General features: G+C 50.2%; 20 protein-coding genes and 1 riboswitch. Of the genes, 9 read left to right on the forward strand and 11 right to left on the reverse strand.

What is annotated here, in order from left to right:
• Positions 1-39: 39 nt before the first annotated feature.
• Positions 40-126: riboswitch (cyclic di-GMP riboswitch) on the reverse strand.
• 266 nt (positions 127-392) lie between these two features.
• Positions 393-1,061, forward strand: coding sequence for a hypothetical protein (locus tag AC3WQT_RS21825; RefSeq protein WP_492707043.1), 669 nt, complete (start codon positions 393-395; stop codon positions 1,059-1,061).
• Positions 1,062-1,254: 193 nt separating this feature from the next.
• On the forward strand, positions 1,255-1,749 hold the full coding sequence (locus tag AC3WQT_RS21830; RefSeq protein ID WP_492707044.1) for a hypothetical protein: 495 nt from the start codon (positions 1,255-1,257) through the stop codon (positions 1,747-1,749).
• Positions 1,750-1,831: 82 nt separating this feature from the next.
• Here AC3WQT_RS21830 and gluQRS read toward each other — a convergent pair whose 3' ends face one another.
• Positions 1,832-2,719 (reverse strand): tRNA glutamyl-Q(34) synthetase GluQRS, encoded by an 888-nt coding sequence (gene gluQRS / locus AC3WQT_RS21835; RefSeq protein WP_492707046.1) that lies wholly within the window; start codon positions 2,717-2,719, stop codon positions 1,832-1,834.
• A 24-nt stretch (positions 2,720-2,743) separates the two neighbouring features.
• Complete coding sequence (locus AC3WQT_RS21840; protein WP_492707048.1) at positions 2,744-3,661, reverse strand: LysR family transcriptional regulator; 918 nt, start codon at positions 3,659-3,661, stop codon at positions 2,744-2,746.
• Between the two features lie 119 nt (positions 3,662-3,780).
• On the opposite strand from AC3WQT_RS21840, the gene AC3WQT_RS21845 reads away from it, so the two are divergent.
• Together AC3WQT_RS21845 and AC3WQT_RS21850 are read left to right on the forward strand one after the other, a co-directional pair.
• Positions 3,781-4,482 carry a pirin family protein gene (locus tag AC3WQT_RS21845; protein ID WP_492707049.1) on the forward strand — a complete coding sequence of 234 codons (702 nt, stop codon included), beginning with the start codon at positions 3,781-3,783 and terminating at the stop codon, positions 4,480-4,482.
• A gap of 88 nt (positions 4,483-4,570) precedes the next feature.
• Positions 4,571-5,140, forward strand: a complete 570-nt coding sequence (locus AC3WQT_RS21850) for a flavodoxin family protein (RefSeq protein ID WP_492707051.1) — start codon at positions 4,571-4,573, stop codon at positions 5,138-5,140.
• Between the two features lie 579 nt (positions 5,141-5,719).
• Here the strand turns inward: AC3WQT_RS21850 and AC3WQT_RS21855 are convergent.
• The 7 genes from AC3WQT_RS21855 to AC3WQT_RS21885 form a co-directional block, all read right to left on the reverse strand.
• Positions 5,720-6,709 (reverse strand): alpha/beta hydrolase fold domain-containing protein, encoded by a 990-nt coding sequence (locus AC3WQT_RS21855; protein ID WP_492707052.1) that lies wholly within the window; start codon positions 6,707-6,709, stop codon positions 5,720-5,722.
• 207 nt (positions 6,710-6,916) lie between these two features.
• On the reverse strand, positions 6,917-7,321 hold the full coding sequence (locus AC3WQT_RS21860) for a VOC family protein (protein ID WP_492707054.1): 405 nt from the start codon (positions 7,319-7,321) through the stop codon (positions 6,917-6,919).
• A gap of 46 nt (positions 7,322-7,367) precedes the next feature.
• On the reverse strand, positions 7,368-7,781 hold the full coding sequence (locus AC3WQT_RS21865; protein WP_492707055.1) for a VOC family protein: 414 nt from the start codon (positions 7,779-7,781) through the stop codon (positions 7,368-7,370).
• A gap of 11 nt (positions 7,782-7,792) precedes the next feature.
• Positions 7,793-8,155 (reverse strand): YciI family protein, encoded by a 363-nt coding sequence (locus AC3WQT_RS21870; protein ID WP_492707057.1) that lies wholly within the window; start codon positions 8,153-8,155, stop codon positions 7,793-7,795.
• 36 nt (positions 8,156-8,191) lie between these two features.
• Positions 8,192-8,614 carry a VOC family protein gene (locus AC3WQT_RS21875; RefSeq protein ID WP_492707059.1) on the reverse strand — a complete coding sequence of 141 codons (423 nt, stop codon included), beginning with the start codon at positions 8,612-8,614 and terminating at the stop codon, positions 8,192-8,194.
• A gap of 140 nt (positions 8,615-8,754) precedes the next feature.
• Complete coding sequence (locus AC3WQT_RS21880) at positions 8,755-9,819, reverse strand: alpha/beta fold hydrolase (RefSeq protein WP_492707061.1); 1,065 nt, start codon at positions 9,817-9,819, stop codon at positions 8,755-8,757.
• A gap of 65 nt (positions 9,820-9,884) precedes the next feature.
• Positions 9,885-11,153 (reverse strand): RNA polymerase sigma factor, encoded by a 1,269-nt coding sequence (locus AC3WQT_RS21885; protein WP_492707063.1) that lies wholly within the window; start codon positions 11,151-11,153, stop codon positions 9,885-9,887.
• Positions 11,154-11,677: 524 nt separating this feature from the next.
• On the opposite strand from AC3WQT_RS21885, the gene AC3WQT_RS21890 reads away from it, so the two are divergent.
• The 5 genes from AC3WQT_RS21890 (at position 11,678) to AC3WQT_RS21910 (ending at position 17,192) form a co-directional block, all read left to right on the forward strand.
• A complete protein-coding gene (locus AC3WQT_RS21890) occupies positions 11,678-12,574 on the forward strand; it encodes a diiron oxygenase (RefSeq protein WP_492707065.1) in 897 nt (298 codons plus the stop codon).
• Positions 12,552-12,797 carry an acyl carrier protein gene (locus AC3WQT_RS21895; protein WP_162042157.1) on the forward strand — a complete coding sequence of 82 codons (246 nt, stop codon included), beginning with the start codon at positions 12,552-12,554 and terminating at the stop codon, positions 12,795-12,797. The genes AC3WQT_RS21890 and AC3WQT_RS21895 overlap by 23 nt, the downstream gene beginning before the upstream one ends.
• Positions 12,798-12,860: 63 nt before the next feature.
• Positions 12,861-14,921 (forward strand): alpha/beta fold hydrolase, encoded by a 2,061-nt coding sequence (locus AC3WQT_RS21900; protein WP_492707066.1) that lies wholly within the window; start codon positions 12,861-12,863, stop codon positions 14,919-14,921.
• A 104-nt stretch (positions 14,922-15,025) separates the two neighbouring features.
• A complete protein-coding gene (locus AC3WQT_RS21905) occupies positions 15,026-16,663 on the forward strand; it encodes an amino acid adenylation domain-containing protein (protein ID WP_492707068.1) in 1,638 nt (545 codons plus the stop codon).
• Between the two features lie 73 nt (positions 16,664-16,736).
• Positions 16,737-17,192, forward strand: a complete 456-nt coding sequence (locus AC3WQT_RS21910; RefSeq protein ID WP_492707070.1) for an HIT family protein — start codon at positions 16,737-16,739, stop codon at positions 17,190-17,192.
• Positions 17,193-17,381: 189 nt separating this feature from the next.
• Here the strand turns inward: AC3WQT_RS21910 and AC3WQT_RS21915 are convergent, their stop codons facing one another.
• The gene (locus tag AC3WQT_RS21915; protein WP_492707072.1) at positions 17,382-19,076 is read right to left on the reverse strand and encodes a long-chain-fatty-acid--CoA ligase; all 1,695 of its coding nucleotides are present in this window, start codon (positions 19,074-19,076) and stop codon (positions 17,382-17,384) included.
• A gap of 265 nt (positions 19,077-19,341) precedes the next feature.
• Positions 19,342-20,325, reverse strand: a complete 984-nt coding sequence (locus tag AC3WQT_RS21920) for a zinc-binding dehydrogenase (protein ID WP_492707074.1) — start codon at positions 20,323-20,325, stop codon at positions 19,342-19,344.
• Positions 20,326-20,359 lie beyond the last annotated feature (34 nt).

Raw genomic sequence — 20,359 nt, forward strand, 5'->3', positions numbered from 1 at the left:
TGAAATGCCCAGGCGATCAAATGCTTTAGCAATAACATTACCGGCAACCCCGCTGCCATGGCGCATATGCGCTGTAGGCCGGTGGCTTTGCGTCGCCGTTTTTCAACGGGTTTGCCCTCAAGTTTTGGAAACAGAAAATTACAAATTCAGAGTATGAATTTTTCGATTCAAAAGGAAGCAGAAAAATGTCAAGGATTGTTGAAATCGTGTAGCTAAAACAAGCTTCGATCTTGCTTTGATAACAGAAAATGAAGATTGTTGTTTTACTGGCTTTTGAATAAGACAAAAGTGTTAATTTGTAAAATCATTTCCCATGTTGTTTTCGCCATGGCAGCATCTGCGAACTTTTAATCGGTTGATTATCTTTTCGAATTGAACACAATAAAATACTTATGAAACTTTCTCCACGCATCTCCCACGCCACAATTCTGATTTGCCTGACACTTGCTTGTGCAAGCTCACAAGCGGCAAAAATCAGCCTGGATGACTGTGATTTGATTACTGCAAAACCCCTGCGTGCAGATTTCAAGGACTGGCTGGCAAAAAATCGCAAACTGGCTGCCGATGGCAATGTTGAAGCACAAACCTACGTCGCCGCAGAAGCAAGTAATCGCCTGGCCTGTCTCGAAGAAAAAATCACTGAAAAATCAGGATGGTCAGTGACGATGACAAGTGGTGACGGCAGCAGCGAAACCACGTCCAATCCTGGCATACCAAATATCAAAAAAAATGCAGATGCCTATGCGGCATTGAAAGATGCTGTCAAATATAGCCATCAGGCCGGTGCGAATGACCCTGCCTATCGAGGTATATCGGCACAACTGGTGTTGCGTTATCAAACGGTCTTGCCAGAAGCACTGGAAACTGCCTATGAAGATGTGGCTGGTGCCAATCAGCTCGAATGTGTACTCAAGCGCAAATTCGGCAAACGGGATGCACAGTATGCCTGTGCATCGCACAGGACTACCTTGGCACAATTGACGACTAAAGTATCAGCTGAGCGCCGTGCTTTCCTTGATCAAAAAGCAATGCAGTGGGCAGCGGATTTCCCGGTTAAATAAGTTGCCGCAAGATATGTTTACATCAGTTTTACATTAGGCTCGCCATGCCTGGCTGTGTTGGCTAACGTACAGACCCGAAAGGACATGCAGAAGTAAATTGAACTGGGAAGTCAACAGATATGCTTTACGAACGTTATAGTACTGTAAGCGCTGTATTGCTTCTTTGGTTAACGTAATGGAAATGGAGTACGCAATGATAAACATGACATGTAAAAGAGTATTGCTGGCGACCGCAGCCTGTGCATCACTCTTCATGACCGCACAGACTCAGGCACAAGATGTGGGTGTCTCTTTGCAATTTGGGCAACCGGGATTTTATGGTCGTGTTGACGTTGGTAATTTCCCTCAACCTCAGGTGATTTATCGTGAGCCACGCATCGTAGAAAGAGTGAGGGTAGTTGAACCTCCCTTGTATCTGGTGGTGCCGCCAGGCCATAGAAATAAATGGGAAAAGCATTGCTATCGCTACAATGCCTGCGGTCGTCCGGTGTATTTTGTCCAGGAAAACTGGTACAACACTCAGGTAGTGCCGCGTTATCGCGATGGTTATTACCGTGACCACGATTACAGGCATGATGCTTATCGACGTGACGATAATCGCCGTAATGACTATCGTAGAGATGACAGGGGTAATGACGATCACGGGCGCCATGGACACGGACGCGGCAGGGAACATCCTGAGCATTGATTTGACATTAGCTGACGCCAGCTAACATTAACATTAAATGCTGACAGGTTTCACTAACAAGGGCTGCATTGCAGCCCTTGTTTTATTGTGCATCTGCACTCTCCATTTTCGCTTTCCACGCCTGAATTGCCAACGACCAGAAAGCGGAAATATCGGTGATTGTTGATGGTAAGGTCAATCCCAGGAATTGTGCAGCCGGTAGCAAGGCTTCACGTAGTACATCATTATCACCACGATCAAATGCGAGGGCTCCAGTTTGCTTCGACAGCTTTTCACCATCTGCATTGGTGACGACTGGCACATGCAAATAAGAAGGGGTGGGCAAGCCCAGCAATTCTTGCAGATAGATTTGCCGTGCAGTTGAATCGATCAGATCTGCGCCGCGCACCACGTGCGTGATACCTTGTGCGGCATCGTCGACCACTACTGCCAACTGATAAGCCCAAAAGCCATCGGCACGCTTCAATACAAAGTCCCCGACCTCGGTCGCAAGGTTTTGTTGCTGCATGCCAGCCAGCCGGTCTGCAAAGGTATAGATTTGATCCGGCACGCGCAAACGCCAGGCACGGGCAATTTTGCCCGCTGCCAGACCGTGACGGCAAGTGCCCGGATAAATCTGGCTGGCTGTTTCACCCAGGCGCAGGCGCGAATCAGCGATTTCCTTGCGTGAGCATGCGCAGGGATAGAGATTGTCACCTAGCTGGTTCAAGGCAGCTTCGTACAGATGCTGGCGCTTGCTTTGCCAACTGATATCGCCATCCCAGACCATGCCAGAGCGTTCCAATGAGTTGATGATATGCTGGTCTGCGCCTTTGACATTGCGGTCAAAATCCAGGTCTTCCATGCGCAGCAGCCATAGCCCGTCATGGGCTTTGGCATCAAGATAGCTGGCCATGGCGGCCACCAGCGAACCCATATGCAAGGGGCCGGTCGGCGAAGGGGCGAAACGTCCTATGTATTTTTGCGTCATCTGTTTTGTTGGCGTGGATGTTCTTCAGTTACCTATCAACATGCGTTGCACGACAGGGTCTTGCAACTTCTGTAAAAACCACAACAAGGCCTTGCCCTTGTTGGCATTACGCCAGACCAGGCGATTATCTTCTGGCGGGCGGTGGGCGCTGGTCTTCTTTTCTATCAGCGCACCGCTGCGCAAATGTGGCAATGCAAGGCGACGTGGCAAGTGCCCGCAACCCAGGCCGGCCAGTTGTGCCGCCAGCTTGGCGTGCATGGTGGGCACGGTCAGGGTATCTTGCCCGCTCAGCAAGCCTGCCGTCATTGATGGCAGGGTCAGGCCAGTGTCACCAATGGCAATTGCCCTGTGGGCCTGCAAAATAGCCGGAGTCAGCGGTTCTTCTGCCTGCGCCAGCGGGTGTTGTGGTGCTACGGCAAACACCCATTCCACACTGCCCAGCAAACGAGTCTGAAATTCACCCTGCATGCGTATGGCATCCGGCCCGTAATAGGCAGCGCCTATGGCAAGGTCGGCGCGGCCAGATACCATGGTTTCCCAGACACCCGACAAAATCTCCTGGCTGATACGGATACGCGTGCCACACGCCTGTTGTTCAAATTCCTTGATCAAGGGGATGATATCGTCGAATTGTATGATGCCATCAATGACGATGCGTAGCTCTGCCTCCCAACCGCTGGCGGCACGTTTCACGCGGTTTTCAAGCTCCTGTGCGGCATTCAGCAAATGCCTGCCCTGCATCAATAACTCTTCCCCGGCAATAGTCAGCTTGGCCCTGTGGCCACGCCTGTCATATAGCAGCACATCCAGGTCTTCTTCCAGCTTGCGTATGCTGTAAGTGATGGCTGAGGGCACTTTATCCAGGGCCGCTGCAGCCGCCGCAAAGCTGCCCTTGCGGTCTATGGCATCGAGGATTTGCAGGGCTTCAAGGGTCAGGTTCACGATTGTTCAAATAATTTGAATGAGTTGTATGAAATTCTACCCTTATGTCAAAGAATTTGCATGTATATAGTGTGTACATCGCCTGAACACACTCTTCAGGAAATTTGAAAGGGACTTATATGATTACGCTCAGACCATCACAAGAACGCGGCCACGCCGAGCACGGCTGGCTGAAATCACATCACAGCTTTTCATTTGCAGAATATTACGATCCGCAGCATATGGGTTTTGGCCCACTGCGTGTGATTAATGACGACTGGATCGCTCCTGCGATGGGTTTTGGTACGCATCCTCACCAGAACATGGAAATTATTACTTACGTGCTCGAAGGTGCGATTGCGCACAAAGACAGCATGGGTAATGGCAGTACGATACGTCCAGGTAATGTGCAGTATATGAGTGCAGGTACTGGTGTGCGTCATTCGGAATTCAATCCGGCCAATAACGAGCACACACGTTTGCTGCAAATCTGGATACAGCCAGACCAACTGGGTGGTGAACCTTTGTACGGCGAGAAAGAATTCAGCCGTGAAGAAAAACAGGGTCGCTTGCGTTTGGTAGTTTCTGGCGATGGTGCCGATGGCTCCATCAAGATCCGCCAGAACGCACGTCTGCAAATCGGCTTGTTTGATGCAGAACAAAAGCAGGAAGTAGCACTGGCAAAGGATCGCCTGACCTATGTCCACGTAGCGCGTGGTGAATTGCAGGTAAATGGTATGTCCCTCAAAGAGGGTGATGCCGTGATGATGTCAGCCGAAGAAAAACTCGTGCTGGAGCAGGGCAAACAGGCAGAAGTACTGGTATTTGATCTGCCGCATTAAGTTGTAAAGACAGGCAAATTACTGATGCAAAACGCGTCAGTGATTTGTCTTTTTGCGTAAAAACTCAACATCCACACTGGAGTAAAACATGTCTAAAGTCGCGATTATTTATCATTCAGGTTATGGCCACACCACCAAGGCCGCAGAAGCAGTACACGCAGGTGCCGCCGCTGCAGGTGCTGATGCCGAACTCATCAAGATTGACGCCGAAGGCAATATCACCGACGCCCAATGGGAAACCCTGGCCGCAGCTGATGCCATCGTCTTTGGTTCCCCAACTTATATGGGATCAGTGTCCTGGCAATTCAAAAAATTCGCCGATGCTTCTTCCAAGCCCTGGTATAGCCAGGTCTGGAAAGACAAGATCGCCGCGGGTTTCACCAATTCTGCCTCCATGAATGGCGACAAATTATCTACTCTGCATTATCTGTTTACGCTATCACAACAGCACTCCATGATCTGGGTAGGCACAGGCCTGATGCCAGCTAACAGCAAGGCCGCGCAACGCAATGACATCAACTACATCGCCAGCTTCAGCGGCCTGATGACACAATCCCCATCCGATTCTTCACCAGAAGAAGGCCCGCTGCCAGGTGATCTGGAAACGGCGAAATTGTTTGGTAAACGGATTGCGGAAGTGGCTAAGAAGTTTCAGTGAGTTGAATTAGTGCAGAAGTAAAAAGACCCGCCATATTGATTGGCGGGTTTTTCTATGATGTTACAGAACTGTAGTGAGTCAATAACTTTAGAAATATGAATGTAGGTCGTATTGACGTTGTTTTTGACTTTTGCAGTTCCCATGTGTCGACGCCGTTTGTGCAGTACAGAAAATGGATCAAGAAATGCCCGTGTTTGAGCGTAGCGAGTTTCGGGCATTTCCCATTTTTGTACTGCACAAACGGGAACCCCCTTCAGGGGGCAACGACGCCTGGGTCGCTTTCTTTGGCATACCTTTCTTGGCGACGCAAGAAAGGTATGTAGCTGTCGGGCTACCCCCTACCTGCAATCGTAAATAATGTATGCAGGTATTTGAAAATCAGATAAGCAAAACAATTCGAATCTGAAATTAATGTAGCGAACAGTATGCCACGAACGCCACTGGATTCCAGCTAAAAGCACGCTGGAGCGCCAGCCCGGTGGAATGACGACTTTGAGAGTGCTATAAGTCGAGCAATACACTATTGCATAAGCAATCCAAATAACGGCATCTTTATAACAGAAACGTAGCATAAATCCCCTACAGCTTCTCCTTCAAAAACTGCAATAAACGCGGCGCCAGATATCCAGAATCAGTCCCCGGTACCTTGATAGGCTCAGACGCCCAATAATGCCCCGCATTTTTTAACACAACAGAACTCACTGAAAATCCCGCCTGATTCAAGGCATGCATGAAGGCCATCGACTGTCCTTCAGGATCAACAAACTTGTCCTTCGCTCCCCAGCTCAACAAAAACTGCGTTTGATTATTTTCGCGTGTCACATAAGACAGTGGTGATGCTTCAAAATAGATTTTTCTATTATCGATCAGACTGCTACCCAGAAAGCCTTGGGCAATATTATTGTCAGGGTAGTAGCGATTCGAATGTTCCCATTTCGCAGTCAAATCATAACTGCCATAAATACCTACACACACCTTGACCTTGGTAGTGGGATTCATGCCGTCCGAGAACGGTTGCTGATCACCAGCCAGTGCGACAATAGTGGCTAGCTGCGCCCCTGCAGAATCACCCATTAGGCCCATGCGCTCAGGATCAAGCTGGTAAGTCGCCGCTTGCTGCCGCAAGAATTGCACCGCAGCGCGCACGTCATGCACGGCGGCAGGATAGAGGTTGGTTTTATCTTTCACCAGGCGATAATTGACGGCAAATACCGCATAGCCATTTTTCGCCAGATACGGCCCCCAATGCTTATACAGGCTGGCATCAGCAAAACGCCAGTCACCACCGTGGACGGCAATCAGCACGGGATATTTGTCATTTCCCTTGGGGCGATATAAATCACCAGTCAGCGCTTCATCATCTGTACGTTGATAGACGATGCCGTGCTGTACTTCATATCCTGCATCTGGCATGGCTGCATGTGTAGCACCAGCAAACAATAAGCTCAGGCCGAGAAAGAATTGAACAGGTTTGCTGATGTAATTTATCAGGCGATACCACGGTGACAGGACGCTAATCAGCTTGCTAAGGAGGTCGTGCGAGCGACCTGGTAGATTGGAAATTTTCATTTCTGATTCCATACAATTTGAAGAGTTTTATATTGGGACATGATGATGTACGGAATCAGTATGCCGCGCCGCCATGAACAGATGGCCGACAGTGTGACCAAGCCTGATTTTGCCGTGACGAATTGCATGGAAGTGAAAGTGTGATGCCCATAAAAAAACCGCCTGAAAAACAGGCGGTTTGGCAATTCCAGTTCAAGGTAGGCCGATTTATTGACATTCACCTTCAGCGACCATGTGCATTAATTCCCAGCCATGGCCATCGACATCATGGAAACCATGTCCGTACATGAAACCATGATCCATAGGTTCTTTAGGCACTGTGGCACCCGCAGCCCTGGCTTTGGCGACCAGGCTATCAACCTGTTCGCGGCTGTCGCAGGACAGGCAATTCAAAACTTCAGTACGCTCATGCGCATCGCTGATAGGTTTGTTGGTAAAGCCTGCAAAAAACTCTTCAACCAGCAGCATGACGAACAGGTTCTCTCCCATGATCATGCAGGCGGCTTTGTCGTTGGTGAACTTGGGTTCAAAGCTATAGCCCAGGCTGCTCCAGAATTCCTTGGAGCGGGGCAGGTCTTTAACAGACAGATTTACAAAAATTTGCTTATGCATTTTGTTTTCCTCAATTTGTTGTAACAGTAAGGGCAGGCTCAGCGAGTCATGCCGTCTGCGTGCATGCACCGTCAGTTGCCCACGCGCAGCAATTCCAGCCATGACCGTCAAGATCATAGAAGCCCTGTGCATACATGAAGCCATGGTCTTCTGCTTCGTCAGGTATGGTGGCACCGGCGGCCCTGGCTTTTTTGATGAGAGTATCGACATGCTCGCGGTTATCGCAAGAAAGGGCATGCAAGACTTCTACCCGCTCGTGCGCATCACATACGGGTTTGTGGGCGAAACTGGCAAAGAGTTCTTCCACCAGCAACATGACCAGAATGCTTTCACCAAAGATGATGCAGGCGGCATTGTCACTGGCGAATTTTGGATCAAAGCTATAACCCAGGCTGCTCCAGAATTCCTTGGCGCGGGCCAGGTCTTTGACAGGCAGGTTGACAAAGATTTGCTTGTGCATTTCGTTCTCCTTTAACTTGTTGTCGCTGCTGTAGCCATGGCTGGCAAGTCCAGTGTACGCACCGGGCGTACTTCTATGCTGCCATGCTGGGCTGGCGGGATTTTGGAAGCCAGTTGTATGGCTTCATTCAAATCCCTGGCATCGATGAGATAAAAGCCAGCCAGCATTTCCTTGGTTTCGGCAAATGGGCCATCTGTCACCGACAATTGCCCATTCCTTACCCTGACTGTGGTCGCCGTGTGTACAGGATGCAGAGGCTCGGCCGCCAGCATGTGGCCACTGTCAAGCAAGCCTTGTGCATACATGGCGCATTTTTCGTCTGGACAGGCATTCCAGTGTTCATTGTCGAGATAAACCAGGCATAGGTATTTCATAGCGGCTCCAGCAAGGATGGATTAACGGTGATCTGATTACAGTGGCAGCTGCTCGCCATTGATGATCCATGGCGTGCCGTATTTGTCGACCAGCATGCCCCAGGATTTTGCCCAGAATGCAGGTTGTACCGGCATGGTGATCTGGCCACCTTCTGCGAGCGCGTTAAAGATCTTGGCGGCTTCTTCCGTTGTATCGTAATTCAGCGTGAAAGAGACGCCCTTGATGCCCTCATAGGGCATTTGCTGTGGGCAGTCACCCGCGTAGAGCAAGCCACCGTCCGGCAGTTCCAGGCGTGCATGCAGGATGTTGTGGGCAGATTCTTTCGGTATCATTGCTGCCATGGGCGAATCGGCTCCACTCATCATGACGGTGATTTTTCCGCCCAGAACTTGTTCATAAAAGTACATGGCTTCCTTGCAGTTGCCATTGAAAGACAGGTAAGCGACAGGATGTGGCATGATTATTTCCTTTATAAAAGTGTTGGATTATCGTGTGAAAGTATTTCCACATCTGATAGTCGAATGGCTGGACAGTAAATCGACATTAAAACAAAAATATTTTTAAATATTTTTGATGCGCATAAAATTGCCTATGAGTATTACTTACTCAAAGAACGCACCCGCTCGTTGAGCAGTTTCAATTGTGCCTCTATAAACGGCAAATTTGGATCATGACCGGCACGTGGAACCACAATATATTCTTTTTGCGGCGCAGTAATGCTATCTACATACTGGCGGGTAATTTCAGGCATGGTCAGCAAATCTTCTGCACCCTGGACGAAAAAGACCGGGATAGAAAATCTGCTAGCGTTTTCAGCAAATTCGATTTTGCTGAACATGCCGTCGCCCTTGTAGCCAACAAATTTCAGGAAAGAATAGTCTTCGCCACCTTCGTAGTCAGTCTGGGCGACTTGCGTGGCGTATGCTGATTCTGGTGTCCACCATGCTGCGGGTGCCTGGTCTGTGCGCAGTGCTTCATATTTACGTATTGCCTTGCGCAAGATGCCGAAATTGCGTGGATTGCTCCACGGTGGCGGGCCAAGTGCGCTTACTTTGCCAACCGTCTCCTGATCGCCAGCAGCTTGTGCCAGGCTCAATACCTTGTTGTAGCTGGAAGTCTGGTTAGCCTTGTAGCTGACGACTTGCGAAGTACCTATATAGGCATAAAATAATTCAGGTTTCAATAAACTCATTTGCACACCGAGTATCGAGCCCCATGAACTACCTGTCAGGATGATTTTTTTCTTGCCCAGATGCTGAGTCAGGTAAGCCGCCAGGGCGACGCCATCATCAGCCATTTGCGCTACTGTCAAAGGCGTATCTTCGCTGGGTTTGTTCTTGCCAAAGGTTTTGCCTGCGCCACGCTGGTCCCATTGCACCAGGGTGTAATCTTTTTCCCAGGCGCCGTAAATGGCGCTGGCATAGGGGCTCATGGTATTGCCGGGACCGCCATGTACGATCAGGATGACAGGGTTACTGCAATGTTTACCCTTGATGGTGACCCATTGTGGTATGCCACCTATTTCAACAAAACCTTCTTCATCGATGGCTTGTGTTGCAGACTTGCAGGCAAGGCCAGGTGAAATTGATGTCGCTTCAGCCATGCATAGTGCAGGCAATAGACTGATTAACAAAGCGGGAAGGACGTGGTGCAGTTTTGCCATATATCTCCTGAAGGTAGGGCAGACTTCTTATTTTGGGTAAAGGTGGTGGGTGTCAGTGAGATTCACTAATTTATTAATGCCTGCAAGCGTCGTTCAATAAAGCGTTTTTCCGGTTCCTGTTTGCAAAGTTTTAGCGCCTGTTCATAGGATAGCTTTGCCTGCGTCAGGTCACCATTGCGGCGGCACAGGTCCGCCCTGGCTGCATGGGCCAGATGGTAGTTACGCATTTCCTCTTTTTCCAGCAAGGCTTCCACCAGTTGCAAGCCTGACTTCAATCCGCCAGTACACATGGCAATGGCGATGGCGCGGTTCAGTTCTATGATGGGGCTGGCTTCGACGCGCAGCAAGGCGTCATACAGACCAACTATCTGCGGCCAGTCGGTCTCTGCATAGGTAGCTGCTTCGGCATGGACGGCAGAAATCGTCGCCTGCAGGGTATAGGCAGCAAAGCGGCCAGAGCGCAGAGCCTGTTCCACCAAGGCGGACCCTTCGGCTATTAATGCACGAATCCATAATTGCCGGTCTTGTTGTTCAAGCGCGATCAATTCGCCCTGGCCATCAGTACGGGCAGGACGGCGTGATTCATGTAATAGCATCAAGGCCAGCAAGCCGCTGACTTCAGGTTCGGGCAATAATTCTTGTAGCAGGCGTGTCAGCCGTATGGCTTCTGTCGCCAGATCGAGACGCAAAGCTGAATTACCGGCAGAGCTTGAGTAGCCCTCATTAAAGACCAGATAAATGACTCTCAGCACACTGTGCAGGCGTGCAGGTAGCTCTTCTTTTTCTGGTACCTGATAGGGAATTCTGGCATCACGTATTTTTGCCTTGGCACGCACGATGCGTTGCGCAAGAGTGGGGGCCGGGGTCAGGAAGGCATGCGCGATTTCTTCCGTTGTCAGACCGCAGACTTCACGCAGTGTCAAGGCGACCTGGGCATCGGCTGCCAGGGCAGGGTGGCAGCAGGTGAAGATCAGGCGCAGCCTGTCATCTTCCATGAGTATTGGTTCAAGCACAGGCTCGCCTGGCTGTGCTGTCTCATCCACCAGTGCTTCCACGGTTTCTGTATGTTGGTCCAGCGGATCAAAGCGCTTTTGCCTGCGTATGCTGTCTATTGCCTTGTAACGTCCTGCTGACACCAGCCAGGTATGCGGATATTCAGGCAAGCCTTTTTCTGGCCATTGCTCCAGTGCTGCCTTGAAGGCTTCATGCAGGGCTTCTTCAGCCAGATCAAAATCCCCTAGCAAATGCACCAGAGTCGCAAAGACCCGACGCGACTCTTGCTGGTAAATACGTTCAACTAATTGGCGGGTGCTATCGGTGGCTGAAGTCATCATGCTGCTAATTGCGGTATGTAGTCTTCCTGATTGTCTGAACGTTGGTGTGGCTCAGGTAAATGAGCCTGGAGAATCGATAAATTCTGCATTTTCCGTACCAGAAATAGTGATGGCTGATTCTAGCGCACTCTTGGAGAACAATGCTTTAAAAACATTAATTTAAAGCAAATCCTGCTGATGTTGATTTGTCCTGGATCTTTAAAAAAAAGATCGATTGTGCTTTTTTTGCCACTAATTGAGTACTGGCCTGCTTGCGCCCGGCTCCCTCTCAGTGAATACAGAAATATTGTGGAGCAGGCCTGGCTATATGGACTTTTTACCTCTGAAAAGACAGGTTTTCTGCAGTTTTTGTGCACGGATAAAGTTTCTGGAAATCAAATTTTGTGCCAGAAACTTAGATGAAAAATTCTATCGAATTGAATGGACGCTGATGTTGGACTTTTATTAATGTAGTTAAAGCGACATCTAAAAATAGCTAGACTAAATTTTAACGTATTGATCTGCATCAATGGAGACAAAGAAAGATGAGCAGCACGCAAAGTATGTACACCGACCGGCTCGCCAGGCTGGTGCAATTGTCCCGTGACAGGCATGTCTTCAGCTTCACCCGCTTTGACTGGGTGGATGATATCAGCGAGGCTGACTGGTGGGTTAGCCCTGAATTGCTGACCATCCATGGCACACCGTATTACGAGCAGGCCAGCGAGGCACAACGCAAACTGCTCAGCAAATGGGAGTGCATCAACCTTTTCAGCCTGAATGTGACTGGCGAGCAGGAATTGATTGCAGGCGTGGCAGAACTCTTGCATACCCCCATGCTGAAAGAAGCCAATGATTACCTGCATCACTTCATCGACGAAGAAAACCAGCATATGTGGTACTTCGCCAAGTTCTGCGAAAACTATGGGGGTAAGATTTATGGCAACAAGAAAATACAACTGACTGAACTCAAGCTTGACCCCAGACTGACAATACTCGTCCGCTTTGCACAGATTTTCATTTTTGAAGAAGTCGGCCATTACTACAATTTGAAGATTGCACTTGATGAACGCGTGCACCCTTTCGTACGCGAGATCAATGAGGCGCACCGCAATGATGAGTCGCGCCACATCACCTTTGGCCGTGCCTTGCTGGCCAGGTTGGCAGATGGCATCAGCAATGATTATGCGCCAGAAGTGCTGGAGAAAGTCTCGCAACACTTGCGCAAATATGTGCAGGTCACCATCGAATCCCTCTACAACCCGGCCATGTACCGTGATGCCGGTTTTAGCAGTGGCATGGCAATCCGCAGTGCACTGCTCGCAGACCCGGCGCGGCAAGATTTTCATGCACGTGAGTTGCTGAAAAAAGTGCTGGCCTTGCTGGGCGACACCCATTTATTAAAACAGGAGACCAGTCTTGAGCCAGCTTATCAGTCTTGACAAGATCAATGAAGTTAAACAGTGGTTGCTGTCGAAGAAAAAATATCTGTCCGATATTCCCTTCGACCTTGACCTCATAGAAAACGATGTCGTCGATTCCCTGAGTTTTGTGGAATACGTACTCCTCATAGAAGAAATCAGTGGCAGGGAGGTTGTCGTCGATGACACCGTCCTTGACAAGGTCAGGACCCTGGACAGAGTGCAATTGAATTATATGGAATAGGGCACTCCATTCCGCTGCAGATATAGAAAACATAAATAGAAAACATAAACAAGGAATAAAACAATGGAACATCAATTCACTGATTATCGCTATGGCGATTTGCTGGAACTGACCAACCGTCATCGCAATACGACAAAGAATATTATTCTCACCGGTGCTACCGGTTTTCTCGGCAGTAATTTCCTGTTCTGGCGTTTGCGCCAGAGTGGCAAGATCTATGTACTGGTCAGGGGAGAGTCGCAGGAACACGCCAGACAGCGCGTGTATGATGCGCTGGCCATATGTGCTTCTGCCTACAACCAGCCCATCCCCAAAGCGGATATTGACAGCAAGCTGGAATACATACTCGGCGACATGACCGAGACCATGTGCGCGATCAGCAAGACTGACCTGGAAAAACTCACTGGCGCGGGCATCAGCGAGTTCTGGCATTGTGCTGCCAGCCTGAAGTTTGAAGACCGCCACAAGGAAGAAATTTATCACCACAATATCAATGGCACACAGAATGTGATGGATCTGGCGCGTCGCGTGCATTGCCAGCATTACCTGCATATCTCTACTGCCTATACCTCTGGCCGCGTGGCTGGCGAAATACCTGAGAGCCTGCATCCTGTCGATATCGCCTACAATAATTTTTACGAGAGCAGTAAAAATGAAGGCGAGCATGAAGTCGCCAGATACTGTGATGCCAACGGACTGGATTACCGCATCCTGCGTCCCGCCATCATCATGGGGCCGCTGGCATCACGCCGCAGCGGCGGCACGCGCTTTGGTATCTATGGCCTGACGCAGGAAATGTATCGTCTGCGCGAAACACTGAGCAAACTGCAGACACCTCTGCGTCTCATCGGTGATCTGGCTGCTGCAGGCAATCTGGTGCCAGTGGATCAATGCGTGTTCGACATGATCTATCTGAGCAATATTGGTTTTGGTGATCAGAAGGTGTATCACCTGACCAATTCCAGCGACCTCAATGTCAAGACCATGCTGGAGAAAATTGATACTGCACTTGGCATGAAAAGCATCAATTTCGTGCCGGAGCGTGATACCCCTGCTACGGCGATAGAAGAATTGTTCGACAAACGTACCGTGTTTTATGGCGGCTACTACCGCACCATCAAGAACTTTGCCCGTAGCCTGCCTAAACATGTGGGCCTGAGCTGGGCTGATTATGGCACTTACCTGACAGCCTTTATCAAAGAGCTCGACGAGCAAACTAGTGGTACGACCTTCAACCGTACGCAAGTCACAGCTGATGATGGTACGGAATTATGCGTGCTGACACTGGGCGACAAGAGCAAACCAGCGCTGGTGCTGGCAAATGCCTACGGCATGCCATCTGATTTCATGTTCCCGCTGGCCCAACGCTTGTCTGATCAATTCCACGTCATCACCTGGGAAAGCCGCTGGGTACCAGCCATTACCCACGAATTTGATCTGGAGAAATGTCATTCACTGACTCATGCCAAAGACATGGTGGCGATACTCGACCACTTTGGCATTGCCAAGGCAGCTATCGCTGGCTGGAGCAGTGGTGCCCAGGTTAGCCTGCGCAGCATGGCTGCTTTCCCTGAGCGTATTTCATCGGCAGTATTGCTGAATGGCGGCGTCTCGTTGCCAGCCTCGAATGAAATCAAGATCACCGATTTTGAAAAAAATATACGCACACTTTTCCCCAAGATTGCTGCCAATTATCGTTTCGCCCAAAAGTATTGCGACCTCATTTATGGCGCCCATGCAACCTCAGATGATGGTGAAGACCGCAAGATGATTTCTACCATCCTGACCAGTACCGACCCTTTCTTGCTGTACATGACCAGCGTCCCTTTCCGCACACCGGAATCATTATTCCGTTACGCCAATATGATGAATGGCCTGTTCAATGAAAGAGATGATGCCTGGACTGCTGATATCCCACATCCTGTACTCGTGCATGTCGGTGGCAAGGACCTGGTCACGCATGCCGATGTTGGCCGCTTCCTGGTCGCCGGCCTGAAACAGGGGGTATTGTCCTTTGATGAAAACGGCGATCACTTCTCGCATTTTTACGATGAAGACCTGGCGACCATGATCAGGCAATTTGTGACGCAGCATCAGGAGCAAGTTGTGCCTAGCCTGAATTGATGTCAACGGCAATGTCCGCTCCAAGAAAGTTTGCGGATATTGCCCTGCTGTTATCGAGGTAGCGAAATGATGGTCATTGCCGTGACCAGGAGGAGACCTTTTTTATGAAAAAAGAACAAAAATTATTGATTGCCGGTTTTTTCAATACGGCAAAAAACCAGCCTAACAGCAATGCATTGTGGGTGGACGAACAAGTCTACACCTATGCTGAACTGCTGTTGCGTGTCGCCCGGATTACCCGCACGCTGGCGCGCGAGAATAAAGATTGCAGCCGTCAACGCTGTGCCTTGCTGGTTGACCGCAGCATTACTGCCTATGCCTCTGTGCTTGGCAGCTTGCTGGCCGGCATGGCCTATGTGCCGCTGAATGCCAAATTCCCTGTACAGCGTAATTTGCGCATGGTTGAATTATCTTCATCGACGTCAATTGTGGTGGATGAACGCTCCATGGATGCTGCCAGAGAGCTGCTGCAATCTTACCCTGAGCCATTGACCGTGCTGATGCCAGAGACTGAGGCATTGCCAGCCTGGGCAACCAGTGCCAGCCAGCATACCTATATTTTGAAACGCCAGATAGCTGAGGCTGATACTGTCAGTCTTACCCTGCCTGCCAAGGCCAATCCTGTTGCCTATATCCTGTTCACCTCTGGCAGCACGGGTTTGCCCAAGGGCGTGGCAGTGACGAATGAGAATGCCAGTACTTATGTCTCCAGTATCATAGGACGCTATCAGCCAGGACAAGGTGACCGTTTCACCCAGTTCTTTGATTTTACTTTTGATTTATCGGTGCATGATATCTTCGTCTGCCTGAGTGCTGGCGCTTGCCTGTACAGTGTGCCTGCGCGCGTCATGATGATGCCGCTTAAGTTTGTGCAGCAACATGAATTGACTCACTGGTTCTCGGTGCCATCGCTGGCAGCATGCCTGAAGCGTTATAACGCCTTGCGCCCCGGCATCTTGCCCAGCCTGAAGTACAGTCTGTTTTGTGGTGAAGCCTTGCCCACCAGCCTGGCGCAGGACTGGCAACCTGCTGCACCCAATTCCATCATGGAAAATTTATACGGACCTACCGAGGCGACGATCGCCTTTACGGTGCATCCATATCAGGCCAGCAATCAGCGTATCGCTGCCTTGCCTGTCGTGCCCATAGGCCAGCCTTTGCCGGGGCAAGAAACCATGGTGCTGGACGAACACTTTAATCCTGTTGCTGATGGTGAAATTGGTGAGTTGTATCTGGGCGGCTCACAACTGGCCCAAGGCTATTGGGAGAATGCGGAGCTGACGCGTCAGCGCTTCCTCAGCATGCACTTCGAGGGCAAACTGGCCCAGCGTTGGTACCGTACCGGTGACCTGGCCTGTGTCGATGCTGAGGTTGGCTTGCTGTATTGCGGCCGCATCGATAACCAGGTCAAGATACGTGGTTACCGGGTAGAGGTGCAAGAGGTTGAGGCCGTGATCCGTCGCCTTGGCGGTTCTGACCTGGTTGCTGTTGTGCCCTGGCCTGTGGCGGCAGATGGCAGTGTGCAGGGCTTGCTTGCCTATGGCTGTGGCTTTACCGTATCATCAAGAGATATACTCAAGGCCTGTACCCTGCATTTGCCTGCTTACATGCTGCCACAGGACGTGATTGAATTGCGCAAGATGCCTTTCAATTCGAATGGCAAGATCGATTATCCAGCCTTGCAAAAGCTGGCGAAAGAAAGTGATGGCCAGCAAATGGAAAAAGTCATTCCTGGCGTGTGATACTGTGTGGAGCAACAGGAGATGAACCCGTCCTGAGTGACGGGTTTTTCATGTATACAAAGTGGAGAATAATGTGGCCGGCAAGCATGAATGTATATTTTGCGAAATCCTCAACGGGCGTAGTGCTGCATCTGTCGTGTACCGTGATGAACACTGCATTGCTATTCTGGATGCTTTCCCATTGACGCGTGGGCACCTGCTGGTGATACCCCAGCAGCACCAGCAGCATATCGAAGAATTGCCGGAAGAGACTGTGGCTTACCTGTTCGCAATGGCCAGCCGTTTTTCATCCGCATTGCGACTTGGTGGCGAGAGTGATGCTACAGCTGTGTTACTCAATAATGGCAAGGCTGCGAACCAGCATGTCGCTCATGTCCACCTGCATGTGATACCGCGGCGTGATGGCGATACGGTAGCGATGGTATGGCGTTACATGACACGCTTCATCAATCCCTGGTCATATATAGGCCGTGGCAAGCGCTTGTCGCAGCAGGCTGTGCGCTGGCAGGCTTTGCTCAAGTCAGAATAAGAGGCTGTTGCGAAATTAACCTGGTGTTGTTGCACCTTCTTACCGTACTAAAGTACTGTTTGCGTCGGCTACGCCTGGCTATATTAATTTCGCAACAGCCTTTAAGTGATTTGCACATCCCAAAAAACAAGGCCTGACGATGCAGGCCTTGTTTTTTAGCGCAACGTTAGCTCAACATCAGCCTGGCGTTCAAGCCGCTTTTTTCTCTTCTTTCTTTTCATCCCTTAATTCACGGCGCAAAATCTTGCCTACGTTTGATTTAGGCAATTCGGTACGGAATTCTATGTACTTGGGTTTCTTGTAGGAAGTCAATTGTTCCTTGCAATAGCTCATCAATATTTCGTCTGTCAATTTCGCATCTTTTTTGACGACATATAATTTGACGGCTTCGCCAGAATTGTCATCTGGTACGCCTACGCATGCGCATTCCAGCACTCCGGGATGGCTGGAAACGACACCTTCGATCTCATTCGGATAGACATTGAAGCCGGACACCAGGATCATGTCCTTCTTGCGGTCTACAACGCGGATAAAACCATTTGCTTCCATGATGCCGATGTCGCCGGATTTGAAAAATCCGTCAGCCGTCATGACCTTGGCTGTTTCATCAGCACGGTTCCAGTAACCCAGCATGACTTGTGGGCCACGTATCGCAATTTCGCCTGACTCGCCCAAGGGAACACGGTTGCCGTCGTCATCGAGTATGGCAATTTCTGTCGATGGCAGGGGCAGACCTATGGTGCCGCTGAAATCACCGGAATCTGCAGGGTTGCAGGTCGCCACCGGCGAGGTTTCTGACATGCCGTAACCTTCTATGATGGGGCATCCTGTGACTTTCTTCCAGCGTTCTGCAACTGCAGGTTGTACTGCTGTGCCACCACCATTGCAGGCTTTGAGCAGTGAAAAATCAAGCTGGGCAAAACTGGGATTGTTCAGCAAGCCGTTGTACAGGGTATTCACGGCAGGCAGCATGCTGATCTGGTGTTGTGACAAGGTCTTGATCAAGCCGGGGATGTCGCGCGGATTAGGGATGAGGATATTCATGCCACCCAGGCGCATGCCCATCAGGTAGCAACTGGTCAGCGCAAAGATGTGATACAAGGGCAGGGCACAGACAATAGTCATGGCTTCTACCTTGGGCGCCTTGTTCAACGCAGGTTGCGCCCAGGCTTCATTTTGCAAGACATTGGCAGTGACATTACGATGTGTCAGCACTGCTCCCTTTGATACGCCTGTGGTGCCACCGGTATATTGCAGGAAGGCGATGTCGTCATGGGTGAGCTTTACTGCTTGCAGTTGCAGGCGGGAGCCTTCTGCCAATACCTGCTTGAAACTGATAGCGCTCGGCAATGAGAATTCCGGCACCATTTTTTTGATATGGCGTACGGCGAAATTGACGACCATACCTTTGACGCCACCCATCAGGTCACCCATACTGGTTACTACCACATGTTTGATCCTGGTTTTGCTCAGTACCTGTTGCAGTGTAGTAGCGAAATTTTCCAGGATGATGATGGCTTCTGCGCCTGAATCATTCAACTGATGTTCAAGTTCACGCGGCGTGTACAAGGGGTTGACGTTAACGGCGGTATAGCCTGCGCGCAAGACTGCGGCGATGACGACAGGGTATTGCAGGATGTTAGGCATCATGATGGCAACACGTGCGCCTTTTTCCAGACCCTTGTTTTGCAACCATGCAGCAAATTTTTTCGACAAGTCATCTACTTCGGCATAGCTCAGGTATTTGTCCATGCAGACATAAGCCTTGCGGTCGGCATATTTCTGGAAAGACTCTTCGAGCAAGTGCACCAATGAAGTGTATTGGGTGTAGTCGATCTCTGCGGGCACACCTTGGGGATAGGATTGCAGCCAAAACTTTTCCATGCTTTACCTTTGTCTCTGATAGTTATAAAAATCGGGTCATGCCAGGCACTGTGCGTACATTGGCGGCATTCTGATATTTGCAAACTTATTATTATTTTCTAGACATGCTAACGGGCAGGGGAATTGCAGGCAAGACTTAAAACTGACATTTGAATAAGTCCACTAATCGATACAATTGTGGTTTCCTGTTCAATGGATGGCTGTCTGGTAAGTTGTTTTGACGAACCAGCCAGCCGCCAGTGGCAGGCTGGTGTCGCCATCTTTTTTATGTGCCAACCCTGACTACCAGCTTTCCCCTGGCAGTGGAGGCTTCCATCATTTCGTGCGCTGTGCGTATCTGTTCAAATTCAAACACATTTGCTGGCGTGGCCTGATAAATGCCTTGTTCAGCACAGTTTATGATGTCTTGAAAGGGGATGGCAGATAGTGGATATTCCGGCGTCCCCAGCATGAAACTGGCAAAAAAACTCAGGTAGACATCACAGGGCATGTCATGGATAGGATTGAAGTTGGCAATAGGTGCCGGGCCGCCTAAAAAACCAGCCAGACAGGCACGCCCATATCGTTTAAGACTGCGCAGACTGTCAATTATGCTGCTGTTGCCTATCAGGTCAAGCACCGCATCCAGCCCATGTGGGTACATGTGCCGGATATCCTGGGCAATCTGACCCTGCTCCAGTATCACCAGGCTGGCACCGAGTGACTTCAGTTGTTCTGCCTTGTCCAGGGTACGGGTAGTGGCAATGACGCAGGCACCGGCATGGCTTGCAATATTGATGGCTGCTTGACCCAGTGCAGAGCTGGCACCACGTATCAATAGTGTTTGTCCAGATCGCAGGCTCAGGTTACCGTGCAGGCTGCTCCAGGCGGTGGCGTAGGATTCCGGCAGGGCGGCCAGGTTTTCCCAGCGCATGTCGGTTTCCACCGCGACGACATTGCTGGTGGGCACGCAAGTGTATTCTGCATAACTGCCATTGATACTGCGCCCCATGCCACCCATCAGGGCGATTACTTTCTGACCCTGCTGCAAACGTCCGCCCGGGTCTTCGGCGACCACGCCAGTGCATTCTATGCCACTGACTTTGGCGACATCGCCCCAGCTTCCCTGACGCATATAGAGTTCGGCGCGGTTCAGGCCAAAGGCTTTTACCCGTATCAGTACCTGCCCGGGATTGGGGGCGGGTGTTGGCAGTTCCTGTATATCCAGTTGCCCGACACTACCATATTGCTTGATGACTATTGCGCGCATTGACTTGCTCCTTCATGTGGTTGAAAAGTGAAGT

This window comes from Undibacterium sp. FW305-107, from assembly GCF_058788535.1.

Excerpts from the sequence above, each read along its gene's own strand:
- AC3WQT_RS21900 (WP_492707066.1), top strand. The coding sequence starts at position 12,861 with ATGGAACATCAATTCACTGATTATCGCTATGGCGATTTGCTGGAACTG.
- gluQRS (WP_492707046.1), bottom strand. The coding sequence starts at position 2,719 with ATGACGCAAAAATACATAGGACGTTTCGCCCCTTCGCCGACCGGCCCC.
- AC3WQT_RS21885 (WP_492707063.1), bottom strand. The coding sequence starts at position 11,153 with ATGATGACTTCAGCCACCGATAGCACCCGCCAATTAGTTGAACGTATT.
- AC3WQT_RS21860 (WP_492707054.1), bottom strand. The coding sequence starts at position 7,321 with ATGCATAAGCAAATTTTTGTAAATCTGTCTGTTAAAGACCTGCCCCGC.
- AC3WQT_RS21845 (WP_492707049.1), top strand. The coding sequence starts at position 3,781 with ATGATTACGCTCAGACCATCACAAGAACGCGGCCACGCCGAGCACGGC.
- AC3WQT_RS21920 (WP_492707074.1), bottom strand. The coding sequence starts at position 20,325 with ATGCGCGCAATAGTCATCAAGCAATATGGTAGTGTCGGGCAACTGGAT.
- AC3WQT_RS21915 (WP_492707072.1), bottom strand. The coding sequence starts at position 19,076 with ATGGAAAAGTTTTGGCTGCAATCCTATCCCCAAGGTGTGCCCGCAGAG.
- AC3WQT_RS21825 (WP_492707043.1), top strand. The coding sequence starts at position 393 with ATGAAACTTTCTCCACGCATCTCCCACGCCACAATTCTGATTTGCCTG.
- AC3WQT_RS21875 (WP_492707059.1), bottom strand. The coding sequence starts at position 8,614 with ATGCCACATCCTGTCGCTTACCTGTCTTTCAATGGCAACTGCAAGGAA.
- AC3WQT_RS21850 (WP_492707051.1), top strand. The coding sequence starts at position 4,571 with ATGTCTAAAGTCGCGATTATTTATCATTCAGGTTATGGCCACACCACC.
- AC3WQT_RS21865 (WP_492707055.1), bottom strand. The coding sequence starts at position 7,781 with ATGCACAAGCAAATCTTTGTCAACCTGCCTGTCAAAGACCTGGCCCGC.
- AC3WQT_RS21870 (WP_492707057.1), bottom strand. The coding sequence starts at position 8,155 with ATGAAATACCTATGCCTGGTTTATCTCGACAATGAACACTGGAATGCC.
- AC3WQT_RS21890 (WP_492707065.1), top strand. The coding sequence starts at position 11,678 with ATGAGCAGCACGCAAAGTATGTACACCGACCGGCTCGCCAGGCTGGTG.
- AC3WQT_RS21855 (WP_492707052.1), bottom strand. The coding sequence starts at position 6,709 with ATGAAAATTTCCAATCTACCAGGTCGCTCGCACGACCTCCTTAGCAAG.
- AC3WQT_RS21830 (WP_492707044.1), top strand. The coding sequence starts at position 1,255 with ATGATAAACATGACATGTAAAAGAGTATTGCTGGCGACCGCAGCCTGT.
- AC3WQT_RS21905 (WP_492707068.1), top strand. The coding sequence starts at position 15,026 with ATGAAAAAAGAACAAAAATTATTGATTGCCGGTTTTTTCAATACGGCA.
- AC3WQT_RS21880 (WP_492707061.1), bottom strand. The coding sequence starts at position 9,819 with ATGGCAAAACTGCACCACGTCCTTCCCGCTTTGTTAATCAGTCTATTG.